The 16,198-nt window shown below is 62.9% G+C and carries 30 protein-coding genes; all 30 read right to left on the bottom strand.

Going from position 1 to position 16,198, the window contains the following annotated elements:
- Positions 1-15: 15 nt before the first annotated feature.
- Entirely contained in the window at positions 16-1,017 is a 1,002-nt protein-coding gene (locus N0D28_RS03240; RefSeq protein WP_260560952.1) for a DNA-directed RNA polymerase subunit alpha, read from the bottom strand.
- Between the two features lie 12 nt (positions 1,018-1,029).
- The gene (rpsD, locus tag N0D28_RS03235) at positions 1,030-1,647 is read right to left on the bottom strand and encodes a 30S ribosomal protein S4 (protein ID WP_260560951.1); all 618 of its coding nucleotides are present in this window, start codon (positions 1,645-1,647) and stop codon (positions 1,030-1,032) included.
- A 169-nt stretch (positions 1,648-1,816) separates the two neighbouring features.
- Entirely contained in the window at positions 1,817-2,206 is a 390-nt protein-coding gene (gene rpsK, locus N0D28_RS03230) for a 30S ribosomal protein S11 (protein ID WP_124869575.1), read from the bottom strand.
- A gap of 3 nt (positions 2,207-2,209) precedes the next feature.
- Complete coding sequence (gene rpsM, locus N0D28_RS03225; protein WP_260560950.1) at positions 2,210-2,590, bottom strand: 30S ribosomal protein S13; 381 nt, start codon at positions 2,588-2,590, stop codon at positions 2,210-2,212.
- Positions 2,590-2,703 (bottom strand): 50S ribosomal protein L36, encoded by a 114-nt coding sequence (gene rpmJ / locus N0D28_RS03220; protein WP_109824866.1) that lies wholly within the window; start codon positions 2,701-2,703, stop codon positions 2,590-2,592. The genes rpsM and rpmJ overlap by 1 nt, the downstream gene beginning before the upstream one ends.
- A 172-nt stretch (positions 2,704-2,875) precedes the next feature.
- Complete coding sequence (infA, locus tag N0D28_RS03215) at positions 2,876-3,178, bottom strand: translation initiation factor IF-1 (protein WP_260560949.1); 303 nt, start codon at positions 3,176-3,178, stop codon at positions 2,876-2,878.
- A 69-nt stretch (positions 3,179-3,247) separates the two neighbouring features.
- Positions 3,248-3,841 (bottom strand): adenylate kinase, encoded by a 594-nt coding sequence (locus tag N0D28_RS03210; protein WP_260560948.1) that lies wholly within the window; start codon positions 3,839-3,841, stop codon positions 3,248-3,250.
- Positions 3,842-3,998: 157 nt separating this feature from the next.
- On the bottom strand, positions 3,999-5,315 hold the full coding sequence (gene secY / locus N0D28_RS03205) for a preprotein translocase subunit SecY (protein ID WP_260560947.1): 1,317 nt from the start codon (positions 5,313-5,315) through the stop codon (positions 3,999-4,001).
- Positions 5,315-5,785 (bottom strand): 50S ribosomal protein L15, encoded by a 471-nt coding sequence (gene rplO / locus N0D28_RS03200; RefSeq protein WP_260560946.1) that lies wholly within the window; start codon positions 5,783-5,785, stop codon positions 5,315-5,317. The genes secY and rplO overlap by 1 nt, the downstream gene beginning before the upstream one ends.
- Positions 5,782-5,949 (bottom strand): 50S ribosomal protein L30, encoded by a 168-nt coding sequence (gene rpmD / locus N0D28_RS03195; RefSeq protein ID WP_161883354.1) that lies wholly within the window; start codon positions 5,947-5,949, stop codon positions 5,782-5,784. Before rpmD ends, rplO begins: the two co-directional genes overlap by 4 nt.
- Positions 5,946-6,506, bottom strand: a complete 561-nt coding sequence (gene rpsE, locus N0D28_RS03190; RefSeq protein ID WP_260560945.1) for a 30S ribosomal protein S5 — start codon at positions 6,504-6,506, stop codon at positions 5,946-5,948. The genes rpmD and rpsE overlap by 4 nt, the downstream gene beginning before the upstream one ends.
- Positions 6,496-6,843, bottom strand: a complete 348-nt coding sequence (rplR, locus tag N0D28_RS03185; RefSeq protein ID WP_260560944.1) for a 50S ribosomal protein L18 — start codon at positions 6,841-6,843, stop codon at positions 6,496-6,498. Before rplR ends, rpsE begins: the two co-directional genes overlap by 11 nt.
- Entirely contained in the window at positions 6,840-7,397 is a 558-nt protein-coding gene (gene rplF / locus N0D28_RS03180; protein ID WP_260560943.1) for a 50S ribosomal protein L6, read from the bottom strand. Before rplF ends, rplR begins: the two co-directional genes overlap by 4 nt.
- Before the next feature lie 10 nt (positions 7,398-7,407).
- Positions 7,408-7,809 carry a 30S ribosomal protein S8 gene (rpsH, locus tag N0D28_RS03175; RefSeq protein WP_260560942.1) on the bottom strand — a complete coding sequence of 134 codons (402 nt, stop codon included), beginning with the start codon at positions 7,807-7,809 and terminating at the stop codon, positions 7,408-7,410.
- 192 nt (positions 7,810-8,001) lie between these two features.
- Complete coding sequence (gene rpsN, locus N0D28_RS03170) at positions 8,002-8,271, bottom strand: 30S ribosomal protein S14 (protein ID WP_260560941.1); 270 nt, start codon at positions 8,269-8,271, stop codon at positions 8,002-8,004.
- Positions 8,272-8,361: 90 nt separating this feature from the next.
- Complete coding sequence (gene rplE / locus N0D28_RS03165) at positions 8,362-8,901, bottom strand: 50S ribosomal protein L5 (RefSeq protein ID WP_260560940.1); 540 nt, start codon at positions 8,899-8,901, stop codon at positions 8,362-8,364.
- A gap of 59 nt (positions 8,902-8,960) precedes the next feature.
- A complete protein-coding gene (rplX, locus tag N0D28_RS03160) occupies positions 8,961-9,323 on the bottom strand; it encodes a 50S ribosomal protein L24 (protein ID WP_344983815.1) in 363 nt (120 codons plus the stop codon).
- Complete coding sequence (rplN, locus tag N0D28_RS03155; RefSeq protein WP_109824845.1) at positions 9,323-9,727, bottom strand: 50S ribosomal protein L14; 405 nt, start codon at positions 9,725-9,727, stop codon at positions 9,323-9,325. Before rplN ends, rplX begins: the two co-directional genes overlap by 1 nt.
- Positions 9,724-10,011: a 30S ribosomal protein S17 gene (gene rpsQ / locus N0D28_RS03150; protein WP_260560939.1), complete on the bottom strand. Its 288-nt coding sequence runs from the start codon at positions 10,009-10,011 to the stop codon at positions 9,724-9,726. Before rpsQ ends, rplN begins: the two co-directional genes overlap by 4 nt.
- A gap of 1 nt (position 10,012) precedes the next feature.
- The gene (gene rpmC, locus N0D28_RS03145) at positions 10,013-10,216 is read right to left on the bottom strand and encodes a 50S ribosomal protein L29 (protein WP_260560938.1); all 204 of its coding nucleotides are present in this window, start codon (positions 10,214-10,216) and stop codon (positions 10,013-10,015) included.
- Positions 10,203-10,628: a 50S ribosomal protein L16 gene (rplP, locus tag N0D28_RS03140; protein WP_260561827.1), complete on the bottom strand. Its 426-nt coding sequence runs from the start codon at positions 10,626-10,628 to the stop codon at positions 10,203-10,205. Before rplP ends, rpmC begins: the two co-directional genes overlap by 14 nt.
- The gene (gene rpsC, locus N0D28_RS03135) at positions 10,628-11,377 is read right to left on the bottom strand and encodes a 30S ribosomal protein S3 (protein ID WP_260560937.1); all 750 of its coding nucleotides are present in this window, start codon (positions 11,375-11,377) and stop codon (positions 10,628-10,630) included. The genes rplP and rpsC overlap by 1 nt, the downstream gene beginning before the upstream one ends.
- Positions 11,377-11,712: a 50S ribosomal protein L22 gene (gene rplV / locus N0D28_RS03130; protein ID WP_260560936.1), complete on the bottom strand. Its 336-nt coding sequence runs from the start codon at positions 11,710-11,712 to the stop codon at positions 11,377-11,379. Before rplV ends, rpsC begins: the two co-directional genes overlap by 1 nt.
- Positions 11,712-11,999, bottom strand: coding sequence for a 30S ribosomal protein S19 (gene rpsS / locus N0D28_RS03125; protein ID WP_161883367.1), 288 nt, complete (start codon positions 11,997-11,999; stop codon positions 11,712-11,714). The genes rplV and rpsS overlap by 1 nt, the downstream gene beginning before the upstream one ends.
- A 12-nt stretch (positions 12,000-12,011) precedes the next feature.
- Positions 12,012-12,845 carry a 50S ribosomal protein L2 gene (gene rplB / locus N0D28_RS03120; RefSeq protein WP_260560935.1) on the bottom strand — a complete coding sequence of 278 codons (834 nt, stop codon included), beginning with the start codon at positions 12,843-12,845 and terminating at the stop codon, positions 12,012-12,014.
- 13 nt (positions 12,846-12,858) lie between these two features.
- On the bottom strand, positions 12,859-13,113 hold the full coding sequence (gene rplW / locus N0D28_RS03115; protein WP_260561826.1) for a 50S ribosomal protein L23: 255 nt from the start codon (positions 13,111-13,113) through the stop codon (positions 12,859-12,861).
- A 32-nt stretch (positions 13,114-13,145) separates the two neighbouring features.
- Positions 13,146-13,763, bottom strand: a complete 618-nt coding sequence (rplD, locus tag N0D28_RS03110; RefSeq protein ID WP_260560934.1) for a 50S ribosomal protein L4 — start codon at positions 13,761-13,763, stop codon at positions 13,146-13,148.
- Complete coding sequence (gene rplC / locus N0D28_RS03105) at positions 13,763-14,386, bottom strand: 50S ribosomal protein L3 (protein ID WP_260560933.1); 624 nt, start codon at positions 14,384-14,386, stop codon at positions 13,763-13,765. Before rplC ends, rplD begins: the two co-directional genes overlap by 1 nt.
- Positions 14,383-14,706 carry a 30S ribosomal protein S10 gene (gene rpsJ / locus N0D28_RS03100; protein WP_109824828.1) on the bottom strand — a complete coding sequence of 108 codons (324 nt, stop codon included), beginning with the start codon at positions 14,704-14,706 and terminating at the stop codon, positions 14,383-14,385. Before rpsJ ends, rplC begins: the two co-directional genes overlap by 4 nt.
- A gap of 5 nt (positions 14,707-14,711) precedes the next feature.
- Complete coding sequence (gene tuf, locus N0D28_RS03095) at positions 14,712-15,929, bottom strand: elongation factor Tu (protein WP_260560932.1); 1,218 nt, start codon at positions 15,927-15,929, stop codon at positions 14,712-14,714.
- Positions 15,930-16,198 lie beyond the last annotated feature (269 nt).

The following is a 16,198-nucleotide window of genomic DNA, read 5'->3' as shown; positions in this document are numbered from 1 at the left end:
GCAGGCCAGTCAGGTTCAGTCTTTGAGGGCCAGCCCGAACTGGGCCAGTTGCTGCTTGATCTCGTCCAAGCTACGCTCACCGATGCCCGGCACCTTTTTCAGGTCGCGGTCCGATAAAGCGCACAGGGCGTCCACCGAGTCGATGCCTTCTTCCTTGAGGGAATGCAGCACGCGGGTGGTGAGGCCCAGCCCTTCCAGGGTCACGCGGGGGCTGCTGACTTCGTTGCCCAGCGCGTAGTCGCCCAGGCCAATCGAGGCCACCTGGGTGGGGGCCGGATCGTACACCGGGCTGCTGATCGCCTGAGCGGGAACCAGCACCGGCATGGGAGCGGCCTCGGCCTGCACCGTCTCCACATTGCCGAACACCATCAGTTCGTCGCGCAGAATGTCCACAGCCTTATCCAGGGCGTCCTGGGGGCTGGTCGAGCCGTCAGTCCAGACCCGCAGAATCAGCCGGTCCAGATCGGTCTGCTGACCCACGCGGGTATTCTCGACGTGGTAGGCCACCCGGCGAACCGGGGTGAACATCGCGTCCACCGGAATGGAGTTGATGCGGTCTTTGGTGGAGTGCTTGTCGGCGGGCACGTAGCCCTCGCCCTCCTCGACGCGCACCTCCATCACCAGTTTGCCGTCCTCGGCGAGGGTGGCGATCACCAGATCGGGGTTGACGATCTCGGCGTCGGAAGGCACTTCAAAGGCGCTGGCTTTGACCGCTCCCTCGCCCTGGGCACGCAGGGTAAGCGTCTTGGGGCCGGGGGCGTGAAAACGCACCACCAGCTCCTTGAGGTTGAGAATGATACGAATGACGTCTTCTTTGACGCCGGGAATGGTGCTGAATTCGTGCAGCACATCCTCGATGTAGACGCTGGTGACGGCGCTGCCGGGAATGCTCGAGAGCAGGATGCGGCGCAGGGGGTTGCCCACCGTGACGCCGTAGCCCCGCCGCAGCGGTTCCAGGGTAAATTCGCCGTAGTCGCCGTCGACGCGGGCCTTGAGCTGGGGACGCTTTTGATCCACGCAGAACCTCCGTTACCGCGAGTAGTATTCGATGATGAAGTTTTCGTTGATCGGCAGTGCCAGATCCTCGCGGGCCGGAAGGCGCGAAAACACGCCAGTAAACGTCTCCGGATTCATCTCGATCCAGGGGCTGACACGGCGGCGCTTGAGGGCCTCCATGTTCTCCAGAATGAAGCCCATCTGGCGGCTTTTCTCGCCGATGCTGACCTGATCGCCGATTTTGACCCGGTACGAGGCGATATCCACCTTCTTACCGTTGACAAAAATGTGCCCGTGACCGACGAACTGCCGGGCCTGACGGCGGGTGCTGGCAAAGCCCATCCGGAACACCACATTATCGAGGCGGCGCTCCAGCAGTTGCAGGAACACCGTGCCGGTCACGCCGGGCACGTTGGAAGCTTCTTCAAAGAGGTTACGGAACTGCTTTTCGCCCATGCCGTACAGGCGCGAGAGCTTCTGCTTTTCACGCAGACGCACGCTGTAGTCGCTGGGACGGCCCTTGCGGCGCTGGCCGTGCTGGCCGGGCGCGTAGGGGCGCTTGTCCAGGTACTTCTGGACTTTCTCGGTTTCCGCAAGGTTGATGCCCTCGCGGCGGCTTTGTTTGGTGATGGAACCACGGAAACGACCCATTTTTCTCCTCAGGGTGATGGTCAAGCCAGGCTCTCGCCGGGCGACCCAAAAAGCGGCGCTCTGGACACCGTCTCCGCGTGGCGCGGATGCCGGTTTCTGTCAAATAGGGCGAGTCTCAAAAAAGCACAGGGCTTGACGGGCCAGAACGCAGCGGTGAATTAAGAACAGCTTAGGCGCGGTGCTTTTTCTTGGGACGGCAGCCGTTGTGCGGCACGGGGGTGTCGTCCATGATGGACTTCACTTCGATGCCCGACGCCTGGATGGCGCGGATGGCCTGCTCACGGCCAGAGCCGGAGCCGCGCACCACGACGTCGACGATATTCATGCCGAAGCCCTGGGCTTTTTTCACAGCGTCGGCAGCGGCGAGCTGGGCCGCGTAGGGCGTGCCCTTCTTGCTGCCTTTATAGCCGATGGTGCCGCCCGATGACCAGGCCACAGAGTTGCCCTCGACGTCGGTGATGGTGACGATGGTGTTGTTGTAGCTGGCGTGGATATAGGCCCGTCCAGCGCTGATATTGCGGCGCTTGGCGCGGGGCGCTCTCTTGGTGGTCTTGGCCATGATTTATTTCCTCGCGGCCTTTTTCTTGCCAGCCACAGTCTTACGCGGCCCCTTGCGGGTGCGGGCGTTGGTCTTGGTGCGCTGACCACGCACCGGCAGGCCACGGCGGTGACGCAGACCACGGTACGCGCCGATGTCCATCAGGCGCTTGATGTTCTGCCCGACCTCGCTGCGGAGATCGCCCTCAACTTTGTAGACCTTCTCGATGGCTTCACGCAGTTTGGTGGTTTCAGCCTCGGTCAGATTCTTGACGCGGGTATCGGGGCTGACCCCGGTCACGGCCAGCACCTGATCGGCGCGGGTCGGCCCAATGCCGTAGATGTAGCGCAGGCCGATCTGGATGCGCTTCTCGCGCGGCAAGTCAACGCCAGCGATACGGGCCATTAACCCTGCCTCTGCTTGTGCTTCACGTTCTCGCAAATCACGACAACGCGCCCGTGGCGACGAATGACTTTGCATTTGTCGCACATTTTCTTGACACTGCTGCGAACCTTCATGTCCTTCCTCCTCGCGCCGCCTGGCTGCCCCGCCTCTCTTTGGCAGGTGGTTGGGCAACGTGGCCGACGCTCGACCCCCCAAAACGCCCTTCTGGCGTGGGGAATCTGGGTTGGGCTGCCCCGAACGGACGTTCAGGCAAACCCGCGCGGTACTTTGACAGCATTCAGCCGGTTAGCGGCGGTAAACGATGCGCCCGCGCGAAGTGTCGTAGGGCGAGATCTCCAGAACCACGCGGTCTCCGGGCAGAATACGAATGTAGTGAATTCGCATCTTGCCGCTGATATACGCCAGGAGGTCATGCCCGGTGTCCAGCTTCACGCGGAAGGTGGTGTTGGGCAACGCTTCCTCGACCACGCCCTCGGCGCGGACGGTATCGGCGTCCTCCTTCTTGCGTTTGGATTCACGCCCGTCTGGTGCTCTTCTTCTCGCCACGAACCCTCCAGGCTTGGAACAAGCCAAACGTAAAGCTAGCATGCGGCTGACTGTCAGGCAAGAGGCGCGGCGTCACACTCGGGCCACTTGCCGCCAGGCAGAGCTGAATACTCAGGAGATGACCCGCTGCAAGCGCTGGTAGACCTCGTCCATGCTGCCGACCCCGTTGATGGGCCTGAGGTGACCGCGTGCAGCGTAATAATCGATCAGGGGCTGGGTCTGCTGACGGTAGATTTCCTGGCGGTGACGCGCCACCTGCTCATTGTCGTCGTTGCGGCCTGAAGACTTGCCGCGCTCCACGATGCGGGCGATCAGCACGTCGTCCGGGACTTCAAGCAGCGGCACAGCGCTGATGGGCGCACCGAGTTGCTCAAGCAACATTTCGAGTTCCTGGGCCTGGGCAGTGGTGCGCGGAAAGCCGTCGAAAATTACCCGCACCGTTTCCCTCTTGGAGAGCTGGTCACGGATCAGGGCGATAAGAAGATCGTCCGGCACCAGCTTGCCCGACTCCAGAATCGGCGCGACCTGCTGCCCGAGTTCGGTGCCGCGCGCCACATGATCGCGCAGAATATCGCCGGTGCTGATTTTAATGAGGCCATGCTCGGCGGCCAGTCGCTCGGCCTGGGTCCCCTTGCCCGCGCCAGGCGGGCCGAGAAAAATCACCACTTGGTTGCTTTCACGGTGTGGTGCTCTGTTGTGGGTCATACCTGTCCTTTCCCGGCTTCAGGGTGAAGATTGCTCGACGGTTGAACCGGGCCAGCCTGCTTGTCCAGCCAAAGTAAAGGCAACATACAGATACGGAAGAAGGCGCACGGTGAGGTGCGCCCTGTCAGGGTGAAACGGTTCAGAAGAACCCCGGCAATCAGAGGCGTCCGCGAATGCGGCCCTTGCTGATGAAGCCGTCGTAACGCCGCACGGTAAGCTGCGCTTCGAGTTGCTTGAGGGTCTCCAAGCCCACACCCACGATGATGAGAAGGCCGGTGCCGGAGAACTGGAAGGTGGTCACACCGGTCCAGCGCTCCATCAGTTGCGGCAAGATCACCAGGACGGCCAGAAACAGCGCGCCCCACAGCGAAATGCGGGTGCTGATGGTGCCGAGAAAGCCCGCCGTCGGTGTACCGGGCCGCACCCCCGGAATGAAGCCGCCCGCCTCACGCAGTTGCTCAGCGATCCGCTTGGGATCAAATTGCACGCTGTTGTAGAGGAAGGTAAAGCCGATGATCAGCACCACTTCCAGTCCGGTGTACCACGCCCCGCCTGCCGCCAGATACTGCTGAATGAAGGCCGAGACGCCCGGCGCACGCTTGGCGGTGGCCTGTTCAAGCAGGTTGGGCAAGATCAGCATGGCCGAGGCGAAGATCACCGGAATGACGCCCGCTTGGTTGAGCTTGATCGGCAGGTACGTGGCCTGACCGCTGTAGTTGCGGCCCGACGAACTGGGAGCACCGCCGCGCGCACGCGCATACTGCACTGGAACTCGGCGCTCGGCCTGGTACACGTAGACGATGCCCACGATGACTACCAGCACCATTGCCACGAAGGCCAGGATGCTCAGCACGCTGAGGTTACCCTGCCGGAATAGTGTGGCCGTCGCGCCGATTTCGGTGGGATAGCGGGCGATGATGCCTGCCGTGATGATCAGCGAAATGCCGTTACCGATGCCGACCTCGGTGATACGCTCACCGATCCACATGGCGAAGGCGACCCCTGCCACCTGGGTCAGCACCATCACCAGCAGGGTAAACAGCCCCGGCGTCCAGCCCACCGCGATGTTGGCCGGGTTGCTGCTGACGAACAGCGAGAAGACGGTGGCCTGCACCGCGCCGAGCGCAATCGCAGCGTAGCGGGTGTACTGGTTGATCTTCTTGCGGCCCTCTTCACCCTCTTTCGAGAGTTTTTCCAGGGCCGGGAGGGTGGTCGTCAGCAACTGAATCACAATGCTGGCGGTGATATAGGGCAGCACCCCCAACGCAAAGATCGAAAACTGCGAGAGGTTGCCGCCCGAGATCATCCCGATAAGGCCGAGCAGCGGGTTTGAGTTCTGCGAGAGGCTGGCGACGTTCACGCCGGGCGTGGGAATGACATTACCCAGGCGGTACACCGCCAGCAGCAGCAGCGTGAAAACGATCTTCCGCTGCAAGTCCGGAATACGGAAGGCGTCGCGGAAGGCGCGCAGCATCAGCGGGGCTTGTACTCGACGGAATGGGCGGGTTTCGGCTCGGCCAGCACAACCTTACCGCCCGCTGCCTCAATGGCCTTGACGGCGCTCTCGCTGGCAGCGTCCACGTGCAGGGTCACGGCCCGGCTGACCGTGCCGCGTGCCAGCAGCTTGACGGGGCTGCCCTTACGGCGAACCAGTCCGGCCGCTTCCAGCCCGGCACGGTCAAAGCTGTCACCCTCCAGTGCGTCGAGCTGGGCAAGGTTGACGATCTCGTAGGTGATGCCGACATTGTTGAACCCGCGCTTGGGCAGCCGCGAGATCAGGGTGCTGCGGCCACCCTCGAAGAACTGGCCCTTGCCCGCGCCGGAGCGCGACTTCTGGCCCTTGTGACCGCGCCCGGCCGTCTTGTCGGTGCCGCCGGGGCCGCGTCCCACCCGCTTGCGGGTCTTACGCGAACCGGGGGACGGAAACAGATCGCTCAGTTTCACGCTTCCACCTCCAACAGATGCTGCACTGTCTTGACCATGCCGCGAACCGCTGCACTCTCGGAGACTTCACGGCTGTCGCCGATTTTCTTGAGGCCCAGCGCTTTCACGGTGTCCACCTGATACTGGGGACGCCCGATCACGCTGCGCTTGAGGGTAATTTTCATTGAGGCGCTCCTTCTGGGGCCACCGGAACCATCGGGGTCGTGGCCGCCGGAGCCGCAGCAGGCGCGCCGCGCAGCGCACGGACCTGCTTGGCCGTCCGCAGGTTCTTGAACCCGTCGAACACGGCGTAAGCCACGTTGATCTGGTTGCGGCTGCCGATCTCTTTGCTCAGCAGGTTGGTGATTCCGGCCAGTTCAGCAATCGAACGCGGCACGGTGCCCGCGATGACGCCGGTACCCGCACTGGCGGGCTTGAGAAGCACCCGGCTGGCGGTGCTGACGCCCACGATCTCGTGCGGAATGGTGCCGTTCTCAACCGGCACGGTGATCATGTTCTTGCGGGCCACCGATTTGGCTTTCTCAATCGCCACCGGCACTTCCTTGGCCTTACCGATGCCCATGCCCACCCGGCCGTTGCGGTCACCCAGGATGACCAGCGCGGCGAAGCGGAAACGCCGTCCACCCTGGTAGGTTTTGGCGGTGCGGTTGACGTTGATCAGCTTTTCTTCGAACTCGCTGTTCTCGCTGTTGTTGCGGTCGTTTCTGCGATTAAAAGTCAAGGCCACCCTCCCGCGCCGCGTCTGCGAGCGCCTTCACGCGTCCGTGGTAGCGGTACTGGCCACGGTCGAACACGACCGCCTTGACGCCCTTCTCGGTGGCAGCGACGGCCAGCGCCTTACCGACAGCGGCGGCAGACTCGGTTTTGTTGCCTTCCTTGAGTGACTTGCCCCCGGCCTGCGCGATGGTGGTGCCGGTGACATCGTCAATCAGTTGGGCGTAGATGTATTTGCTAGAACGGTAGACGCTCAAGCGCGGACGCTCGGGCGCAGCGGCGACGCGCACCTTGCGGCGGTTGCGCAGCTTGCGGCGGGTGTTGGTTTCGTTGGCCGTGCTCATTTCTTACCCTTTCCGCCCGTGGCTCCGGCCTTACCGGCCTTGAGGGCGATTTTCTGACCGAGGAAGCGCACACCCTTGCCGTGATAGGCGTCGGGCTTGCGGACTCTGCGGACGTTGGCGGCGACTTGACCGACGAGCTGCTTGTCGATGCCCGACACGTCAATCTTGGTGGGTTCCGGCACCGTGAAACTCACGCCAGCGGGCGGCTCGATGATGACCGGGTGGCTGTAGCCGATGGTCATTTCCAGATTCTTACCGGTCAGCTTGGCACGGTAACCGACGCCGCGCAGCTCCAGGTTGATGACGAAGCCGTCGGACACGCCCTTGACAGCATTGGCAACCAGGGTGCGGGTCAGGCCGTGCAGCGAGCGGTGATCCTGACGATCATCCGGGCGGGTCACGACGATCTGGTCGCCGTCCTGCTTGACCGTCAGGTCACGGTTGAAGGGAACTGTCAGTTCGCCTCTGGGGCCTTTGACCTTGAATATGCTGTCAGCGATGCTGGCGCTTACGCCACTCGGCACAGCGATGGGTTGTCTACCGATACGGGACATACAGCCCTCCTTACCAGAGGACGCAGACGACTTCGCCGCCCACGCCTTCCTTGCGCGCGTCGCGGTCCGCCAGCAAGCCTTTGCTGGTGGACACGACAGCCAGACCCAGACCACGCTGAATGCGCGGCAGGTTCTCGTGGCTCACATAAGCGCGCCGACCAGGGCGGCTGATGCGTTCGATGTGCTTGATGACCTGCTCACGCTTGTGGCCGTAGCGCAGGGTCACGCGCAACACGTCGAACCTCATGCCCTCGTCGCGCACACGCTCGACAGCAGTGACGAAACCCTCTTTTACGAGAAGGTGAGCGAGTTGCTCTTTAAATTTGGAGGCCGGGATGTCCACGGTCTCTTTGAAGGTGCGCGTCGCGTTGCGAATGCGCGTGAGCATATCAGCGATGGGATCACTCAGCATTATTCCTCCGGGAACCTGGGGGTTCCCCGGACTTGGTGTCAGCACTCTGTCTGAGTACTGCACAATGAAACCCACTGAGGGGCCGCCAAAAACATTGAACCCGTGAGGGCAGGCGGCATTCTCGTCTTGGGAAGGGACCTCTCTGACCAGACGATCACCACTCAAACGAGCGGTTCGTATCCGGTGAGGTGTTTACCAGCTCGCTTTGCGGACGCCGGGCAACTCGCCCCGGCTGGCCATTTCGCGCAGCACGATGCGGCTGACGCCAAAAAAGCGGATGTAGCCGCGCGGGCGGCCCGTGAATTCGCAGCGGTTGTGCAGCCTGGTAGGGCTGGCATCACGCGGGAGCTGCGAGAGGCCGTAGTAGTCGCCCGCATCCTTCATCGCCTGGCGCTTGTCGGCGTACTTGGCGACCACCGCTTCACGCTGCTTTTGCTTGACAATTTTACTCGTCTTCGCCATGCTCTTGTCTCCTTGCCCGCTGGGCAATGTGGCCTCAGCAAGCATGCGCGCAGACGCAAAGTCCACGCGCAACTAGAAATTGTACTGGAATTACTTGCGGAAAGGAAGGCCCATGCCAGCCAGCAGCGCCCGACCTTCCTCATCGTTGCGGGCCGTTGTCACGATGGTGATGTCCATGCCGCGCGTCTTGTCGACCATGTCGTAGGTGATTTCCGGAAAGATGAGCTGCTCTTTGATGCCGAGGTTGTAGTTACCGCGTCCATCGAAGGCGTTGGGATTGACCCCACGGAAGTCGCGGATACGCGGCAGACCGATGTTGATCAGCTTTTCCAGGAAGACGTACATGCGGTCGCCGCGCAGCGTCACCTTGATGCCCACCGGCATTCCGGCACGCAGCTTGAAGTTGGAGATGCTCTTCTTGGCCTTGGTGATGATCGGCTTTTGCAGGGTGATCAGGCCCAACTCTTTGGCGGCCTTGTCGATCGCCTTGCTGTCTTCTTTGGCCGACCCCAGACCCTCGTTGACCACAATCTTCTCGATGCGCGGCGCGGCCATCACCGAGCTGTAGCTGAATTGCTGCACCAGCGCCGGGCGCACTTCGTCATTGTATTTTTGCTTGAGCTGCTGCATATCTTCCTTCTTCGGGCGGACGGGTCGCCCAGGACGCGCGCTCGGCGCGCCCCAGAACTTCAGTCGATGGTTTTGCCGCTCTGCGCGCCCACGCGGACTTTCTTGCCGTCCACGATGGTTTTGCGGATGCGGGTGGCCTTGCCGGTCTCAGGGTCAACGAGCTGCACCTTGGAAGCATGCATGGCCCCTTCGCGCTCGTCAATGCCGCCCGCCGTGTTACCGGGCGTGGGCTTGACGTGCTTCTTGACGATGTTGACGCCCTCGACGACGATCTTCTGGTCTTCCGGGCTGGCAAACAGCACGGTGCCGGTTGCACCCTTGTGCTTGCCCCGGTTGACGATCACGGTGTCGCCCTTCTTGACGTGCAACTTGTTGTTGTGGTGCTTGCCGGGCTTGGGGGCGCTGAATTTACCCTGCGGCATCACAGCACCTCCGGGGCCAGCGAGATGATCTTCATGAAGCGGCGGTCGCGCAACTCGCGGGCCACCGGCCCGAAGACGCGGGTGCCGCGCGGCTCACCCTGGTTGTTGATGATCACGGCAGCGTTCTTGTCAAAGCGGATGACCGAACCGTCGGCACGCTTGATGGCAAAGCTGGTCCGGACGACCACGGCCTTGACCACGTCACCGCTCTTGACAGTGCCGCGCGGGGCAGCGTCTTTCACGGAGGCCACGATGATGTCACCGACGTGGGCGTAGCGCTTGTTGCCGCCGCCGCCGGTGGTCAGGCCCTTGCCGCCGATGCCGCTGTTGAGCACGCGGATGCACATGATCTCGCGCGCGCCACTGTTGTCCGCCACGTCGAGGCGGGACTGGGGCATGATCATGCTTGGCCGCCTTCGGTTTCAACGGCGGTGGTCTCGATGCCGCGCGGGCGCTCGAGCAACTGCGTGACCTTCCAGGTTTTGGACTTGCTGATGGGACGCACCGCCAGAATCTCCACGCGGTCGCCGGTCTTGTAGTCGTTGTTCTCGTCGTGGGCCGCGTACTTGTGGCTGCGGGTCACGACTTTGCCGTAAAGGGGGTGGGCGAATCTTCGCTCGACCTTGACGCTGACGGTCTTGTCAGCCTTGTCGCTCACGACGGTGCCCTGAAGGGTCTTTCTGGCCATCTTACTTGTCACCTGCCTGGCGCTGACGCTCGCCCTGGAGGGTGAGCAGTTGCGCCACTTCTTTGCGGAGCTGACGGACCCGGTGCGGCTGGGCCAAGTTGCCCACCGCGCCCTGGAAACGCAGCTTCATCAGTTCTTCTTTGCGCGAGGCCACTTCCTTGGCCACGCTGGCCGCGTCAACGGCGCGCAACTCACTGAGCTTCATCGTAAACCTCGCGCTTGACCATCTTGGTCTGAATCGGGAGCTTGTGCCCCGCGAGCCTGAAGGCTTCCTTGGCCTGATCCTCGGTGACGCCCGAAACCTCGAACATCACGCGCCCTGGCTTGACCACGCTCACCCAGAACTCCACAGCACCCTTACCTTTGCCCATTCGGGTTTCGGCGGGCTTCTTGGTCACGGGCTTGTCGGGGAAGATACGGATGTAGATCTTACCGCCGCGCCGGAAGTGACGGCTCATCACGATGCGGCAGGCCTCGATCTGGTTGCTCTTAATCCAGGCCGGTTCCATGGCGATCAGGCCGAAGTCACCGAAGGCCACGTAGTCGCCGCCCTTGGCGTCACCGCGCATGCGGCCACGCATCTGCTTACGGTATTTGGTGCGCTTGGGAAGCAGCATCATTCACCTCCGGTCCGCCGACGGGCGGTGGGGCGGCGGCGGTTGTTGCGGTCGCCGCCCTCGGGACGGCGCTCGCCGCGCTCCTGGCGGGGGGGCTTGGCCACGGTTTCGGTTTTGCCGCCGATGACTTCGCCGTTGAACACCAGCACCTTGATGCCGATGATGCCGTAGGAGGTCTTCGCCAGGGCCGTGCCGTAGTCGATATCGGCGCGCAGGGTGTGCAGCGGCACGCGGCCTTCCAGCACCTTCTCGGTGCGGGCCTGCTCGGCTCCGCCCAGACGGCCACTCATGACCACCTTGACGCCGCGCGCGCCGGATTCCATGACGCGCTGGGCCGCCTGCTTCATGGCGCGGCGGAAGGCGAAGCGGCGCTCGATCTGCTCGGCGATCCGCAGGGCCACCAGCGGCGCGCTGGTGTTGGGGTTGGGAATCTCGGCGACGTTGACCGCCACCGTACCCGCACTGACCATGCGCTCGATCTGGCCGCGCAAGCGCTTGATGCTCTCGCCGCCCTTGCCGATCACGATGCCGGGTTTGGCCGCAGAGATGATCACGTTGACCTGCTGGCCAGCGCGCTCAATCTCGATGCGGGCAATTCCAGCGGCCTTGAGTTCCTTGTTGACGAGCTGACGGATCATCTCGTCTTCCCTGACCAGGGTGCTGTAGGTCTTCTTCCCGGCGTACCAGCGGCTGTTCCAGCCCTTGGTAATGCCGAGGCGAAACCCGTTCGGGTTGACTTTATTTCCCATTAGGCGCGCTCCTCCAGAATGACGGTGATGTGGCTGGTGCGCTTCTTGATGATGTTGGCACTGCCACGGGCACGCGGGATGAGGCGCTTGAGGGTCGGCCCGACGTCCACGAAGATCTGCGACACGTAGAGACGGTCCTCGATCATGTCGTGATTGTTGACCGCGTTGGCCTTGGCGCTTTTCAGCACCTTGTCCACAGGGGTGCTGGCCGCTCGGGGCACGAAGCGCAGCAGGTCTTCGGCGTCACGGACGTTCTTGCCGCGAATCACGTCCACAACAAGGCGAACCTTGCGCGGGCTGATACGGATGTAGCGTGCAATCGCTTTGGCCTGCATTACTTCTTCTTGCTCCCTTTGGCAGACTTTTCAGATCCGTGACCCCGGTAGCTGCGGGTCGGGCTGAATTCGCCAAGTTTGTGGCCGATCATCTGTTCGTTGACGAACACCGGCAGATGCTGCTTGCCGTTGTAAACAGCGATGGTGTGGCCGATCATCTCGGGCACGACGGTCGAGCGCCGACTCCAGGTCTTGATCAAGCGCTTTTCTTTCTTGGCGTTCTGGGCGTCCACCTTGTTCAGGAGGTGGTCATCCACGAACGGCCCTTTCTTCAGGCTACGGGGCATGTCCTACCCTCCTTACTTCCCGCCACGGCGGGTGATGATGAAACGGTCCGAAACCCTACGCTTGCGCCGGGTCTTGAGACCCTTGGCAAGCTGGCCCCAGGGGCTGACCGGCTGGCGGCCTGCTCCGGTACGGCCCTCGCCACCGCCGTGTGGGTGATCCACCGGGTTCATGGCGCTGCCTCGCTGGTGCGGTTTATTGCCCAGCCAGCGGCTGCGTCCGGCCTTGCCGAGGTTGATGTTCTTGTGCTCGGCGTTGCCGACAGCTCCGATGGTGGCGTAGCACTCGGTATGCACGCGGCGCAGCTCACCGCTGGGCAGGCGCAGGATCACGTAGTCGCTTTCCTTGCCCTGAAGCTGGATGCTGGTACCTGCCGAGCGGGCGAGCTGCGCGCCTCGACCGGGGGTCAGTTCCACGCCGTGAACAACCGTGCCCACCGGGATAAAGCGCAGCGGCAGGGCGTTACCGACCTTGGGTTCGGCCTCGGGGCCGGTCTGCACCGTCATGCCCACGCTGAGGCCCTCAGGCGCGAGGATGTAGCGCTTCTCGCCGTCGAGGTAGTGCAGCAGGGCGATGCGGGCGCTGCGGTTGGGATCGTACTCGATGGAGGCGACTTTCGCGTTCACGCCCGCCTTGCCCCGGCGCTTGAAATCGATGATGCGGTATACGCGCTTGTGCCCGCCGCCAATAAAGCGGCTGGTGATGCGTCCGTGGTTGTTGCGCCCGCCGGTTTTCGGCAGCGCTTCGGTGAGGTTCTTCTCGGGCTTCTTCTTGGTCAACCCCGAAAAATCGGCGGTCGTCATATGACGGCGCGACGGGGTATAGGGACGGTACTTCTTAACGGCCATGCTTCAACCTTCCTTAAACCAGACCCTCGAGGGCCTCGATCTTCTGGCCATCGGCGAGTTTGACCATGGCTTTTTTGCGGTCATTGCGGTTGCCGGTGTACTTACCGACCCGCTTGACCTTGCCTTCGACGTTAAAGGTCGTGACCTTGACCACCTTGACGCCGAACGCCTGCTGCACCGCGTTGCGAACGTCCGTTTTGGTGGAGCCGGGCTTGACCCAGAAGGTGTAGACACCTTTTTCCATGCCCGCATAAGCTTTCTCGCTCATCACCGGGACTTGCAGGGTTTCGTAGATGCTGCTCACTGCTGCTCACCTTCCTGAACGTCCGTTCTGGCGGGTTCCAGCACGGCGGCGTCAATAACCAGACGCTCGTGGCGCAGGATGTCGTAGACGTTGAGGCCTGCCACTGGCAGCGCCGTGACCCACGGCAGGTTGCGCGCCGCGCGGCGCACGACAGCGTCGTCCGTCACCAGAAACACGCGCTCGGAGCCGTCCATGCCGTTGTCCTTGGCCCAGCTCACGAAGCCCTTGGTTTTGTGGTCGCTGAGGCCAAAGCCGTCAACCGCCAGCAGTTTGCCCTGCTCGCTGCGGTCAGACAGGGCCATCGCCAGACCGAGCTGACGGACCTTCTTGGGCAGGCTGTAGGCGTAGCTGCGCGGCTTGGGACCGAAGGCCACGCCGCCGCCCACGAAGTTGGGCGCACCACGGTCGCCGTGACGGGCGTTACCGGTGCCTTTCTGGCTGTACATCTTCTTGCTGGTCGCACTGACCTGGGTACGGGTCTTGGTGCTGGCCGTTCCGGCGCGGCGCTTGGCAAGCTGCCAGGTCACGACCTCGTGCAGCAGGTTGGGGTTGGCTTTGGGCAACTCCAACTGAATGGTGCGGGCGTTGTTGCCCACCACGTTGATCTGAGCCATTACTTCGCTCCCTTCACGGCCTGACGCAGCTCGACGAGGCTGCCGGTCATGCCGGGGATGGCACCTTTGATGAGAATCAGGTTCTCGCTGGCGCGAATTTCCACGACTTCCAGGTTCTGGACCGTGACGCGGTCAACGCCCCAGTGTCCAGCCATGCGCTTGCCCTTGTACACGCGGCCTGGCGTCTTGCGCTGGCCGATGGAGCCGGGACGACGGTGCCACTTCTTAGAGCCGTGGCTGGCCGGACCGCCGGAGAAGTTCCAGCGGCGCATGACGCCCTGGGTGCCGCGCCCCTTGCTGATACCGGTAGCGTCGATCTTCTCGCCCTCACCGAAGATGTCCACCGTGATGGTGTCGCCTTCAGGAATGAAGTCGCGGAACTCGCGCAGATAGCGCATACCGCCCAGGCCCGCCTTCTTGAGGTGGCCGAGCTGGGGACGGGTCAGGCGCTTTTCGGATTTGGGCGAGAAGCCCACCTGAACGGCCTCGTAACCGTCATTGGACAGCGTCTTGCGCTGCACGACGGGGCAGGGACCGGCCATGACCACCGTCACCGGAACGGCGCGGTCGCCCTTCCAGATCTGGGTCATGCCGATTTTGGTGCCGAGAATCCCCTTCCTCATGCGCGCCCACCCACTGTCTTGATCTCGATGTCCACACCAGTGGGCAGATCGAGGGTCATGAGCGAGTCGATGGTCTTCTTGGTGGGGTTCATGATATCCACCAAGCGGTTGTGGGTACGGATCTCGAAGTGCTCCTGGCTGTCTTTGTCAATAAAAGGCGAGCGCAAGACGCAGAAGCGGCGAATGCGGGTCGGAAGCGGCACGGGGCCGGTCACGTCCGCGCCGGTGCGGCGCACGGTGTCCACGATCTTGCTGGCGGACTGGTCGAGCGCCTTGTGGTCAAAGCCACGCAGTTTGATACGGATTTTGGGGGCTACCATTTCACTCACTCCACGATCTTGGTGACGACGCCCGCGCCGACGGTGCGGCCACCTTCGCGGATGGCGAATCTGAGGCCCTCTTCCATGGCAATCGGCTTGATCAGGTCCACGGTAAAGGTCACGTTATCGCCGGGCATCACCATTTCCACGCCCTCGGACAGTTCCACCACGCCCGTCACGTCCGTCGTGCGGAAGTAGAACTGCGGACGGTAGCCGCCGAAGAACGCCGAGTGACGCCCGCCCTCGTCCTTGCTCAGCACGTACACGCTGGCCTCGAACTTGGTGTGCGGCTTGATCGACCCGGGCTTGGCCAGCACCTGACCGCGCTCCACGTCGTCGCGGGCGACGCCGCGCAGCAGCACGCCCACGTTGTCGCCGGCCATACCGGAGTCGAGCAACTTGCGGTGCATCTCGATGCCGGTGACGGTGGTCTTGCGCAGATCGCGCAGGCCGATGATCTCGACGTCGTCCTGGACCTTGACGATGCCGCGCTCGACGCGCCCAGTGGCGACCGTGCCACGTCCGGTGATGGTGAAGACGTCCTCGACCGGCATCAGGAAGGCCTTGTCGGTGTCACGCTCAGGGGTGGGGATGTAGGAATCGACGGCGTCGAGGAGCTCCCAGACGTTGTCGACCCACTTGTCGGTGCCGCGCGCCATTTTGGGGGTGGCGGTCAGGGCTTCGAGGGCGCGCAGGGCGCTGCCCTTGACGACCGGCACATCGTCGCCGGGGAAGTCGTACTTGGCGAGGAGTTCGCGAACTTCCATCTCGACGAGCTCGAGGAGCTCCTCATCGTCGACCATGTCGACCTTGTTCATGAAGACGACGATGTGGGGCACGCCGACCTGCTTGGCGAGCAGGATGTGCTCGCGGGTCTGGGGCATGGGGCCGTCAGCGCTCGACACGACCAGAATCGCGCCGTCCATCTGGGCGGCACCGGTGATCATGTTCTTGACGTAGTCGGCGTGGCCAGGGCAGTCGACGTGGGAGTAGTGACGCGCGGCAGTGGAGTACTCGACGTGGGCGGTGTTGATGGTGATGCCGCGCGCCTTTTCCTCGGGGGCCTTGTCGATCTGGTCGTAACGCATGGTCTCGATGCTGGCGTCAATCGAGGCGGCGGTGTAGGTGATGGCCGCCGTCAAAGTGGTCTTGCCGTGATCGACGTGACCGATGGTGCCGATGTTGACGTGGGGCTTGGTGCGCTCGAACGTTCCTTTTGCCATATTCTTACTCCTCCAAGTGGTGGGCCACATGCATAAGCAGCCCTTTGATCGGGTTGCCGTGGAACATGAAGTCCACATTGGGTTGATTCCCGCCGGGGCCATAGCGCGGAAGTCTTTGACTCCGGCCCAGCCACACGGCACGTTGCGCCAACGCTTTTCAGCGCACCGACTTCATAGAGTAGCGGACTGGTGCGAGAATGGCAAGAGGGAGGTTTCGCCGCGCCGCGCGTCGCCAATCAAAAAGGCCACCTCGCCGGGTGGCCCTTGAC

The sequence above is a fragment of the Deinococcus rubellus genome (genome assembly GCF_025244745.1).
In the GTDB taxonomy this organism is placed as follows: domain Bacteria; phylum Deinococcota; class Deinococci; order Deinococcales; family Deinococcaceae; genus Deinococcus; species Deinococcus rubellus.
This window is presented reverse-complemented; position numbering and strand designations above follow the sequence as displayed.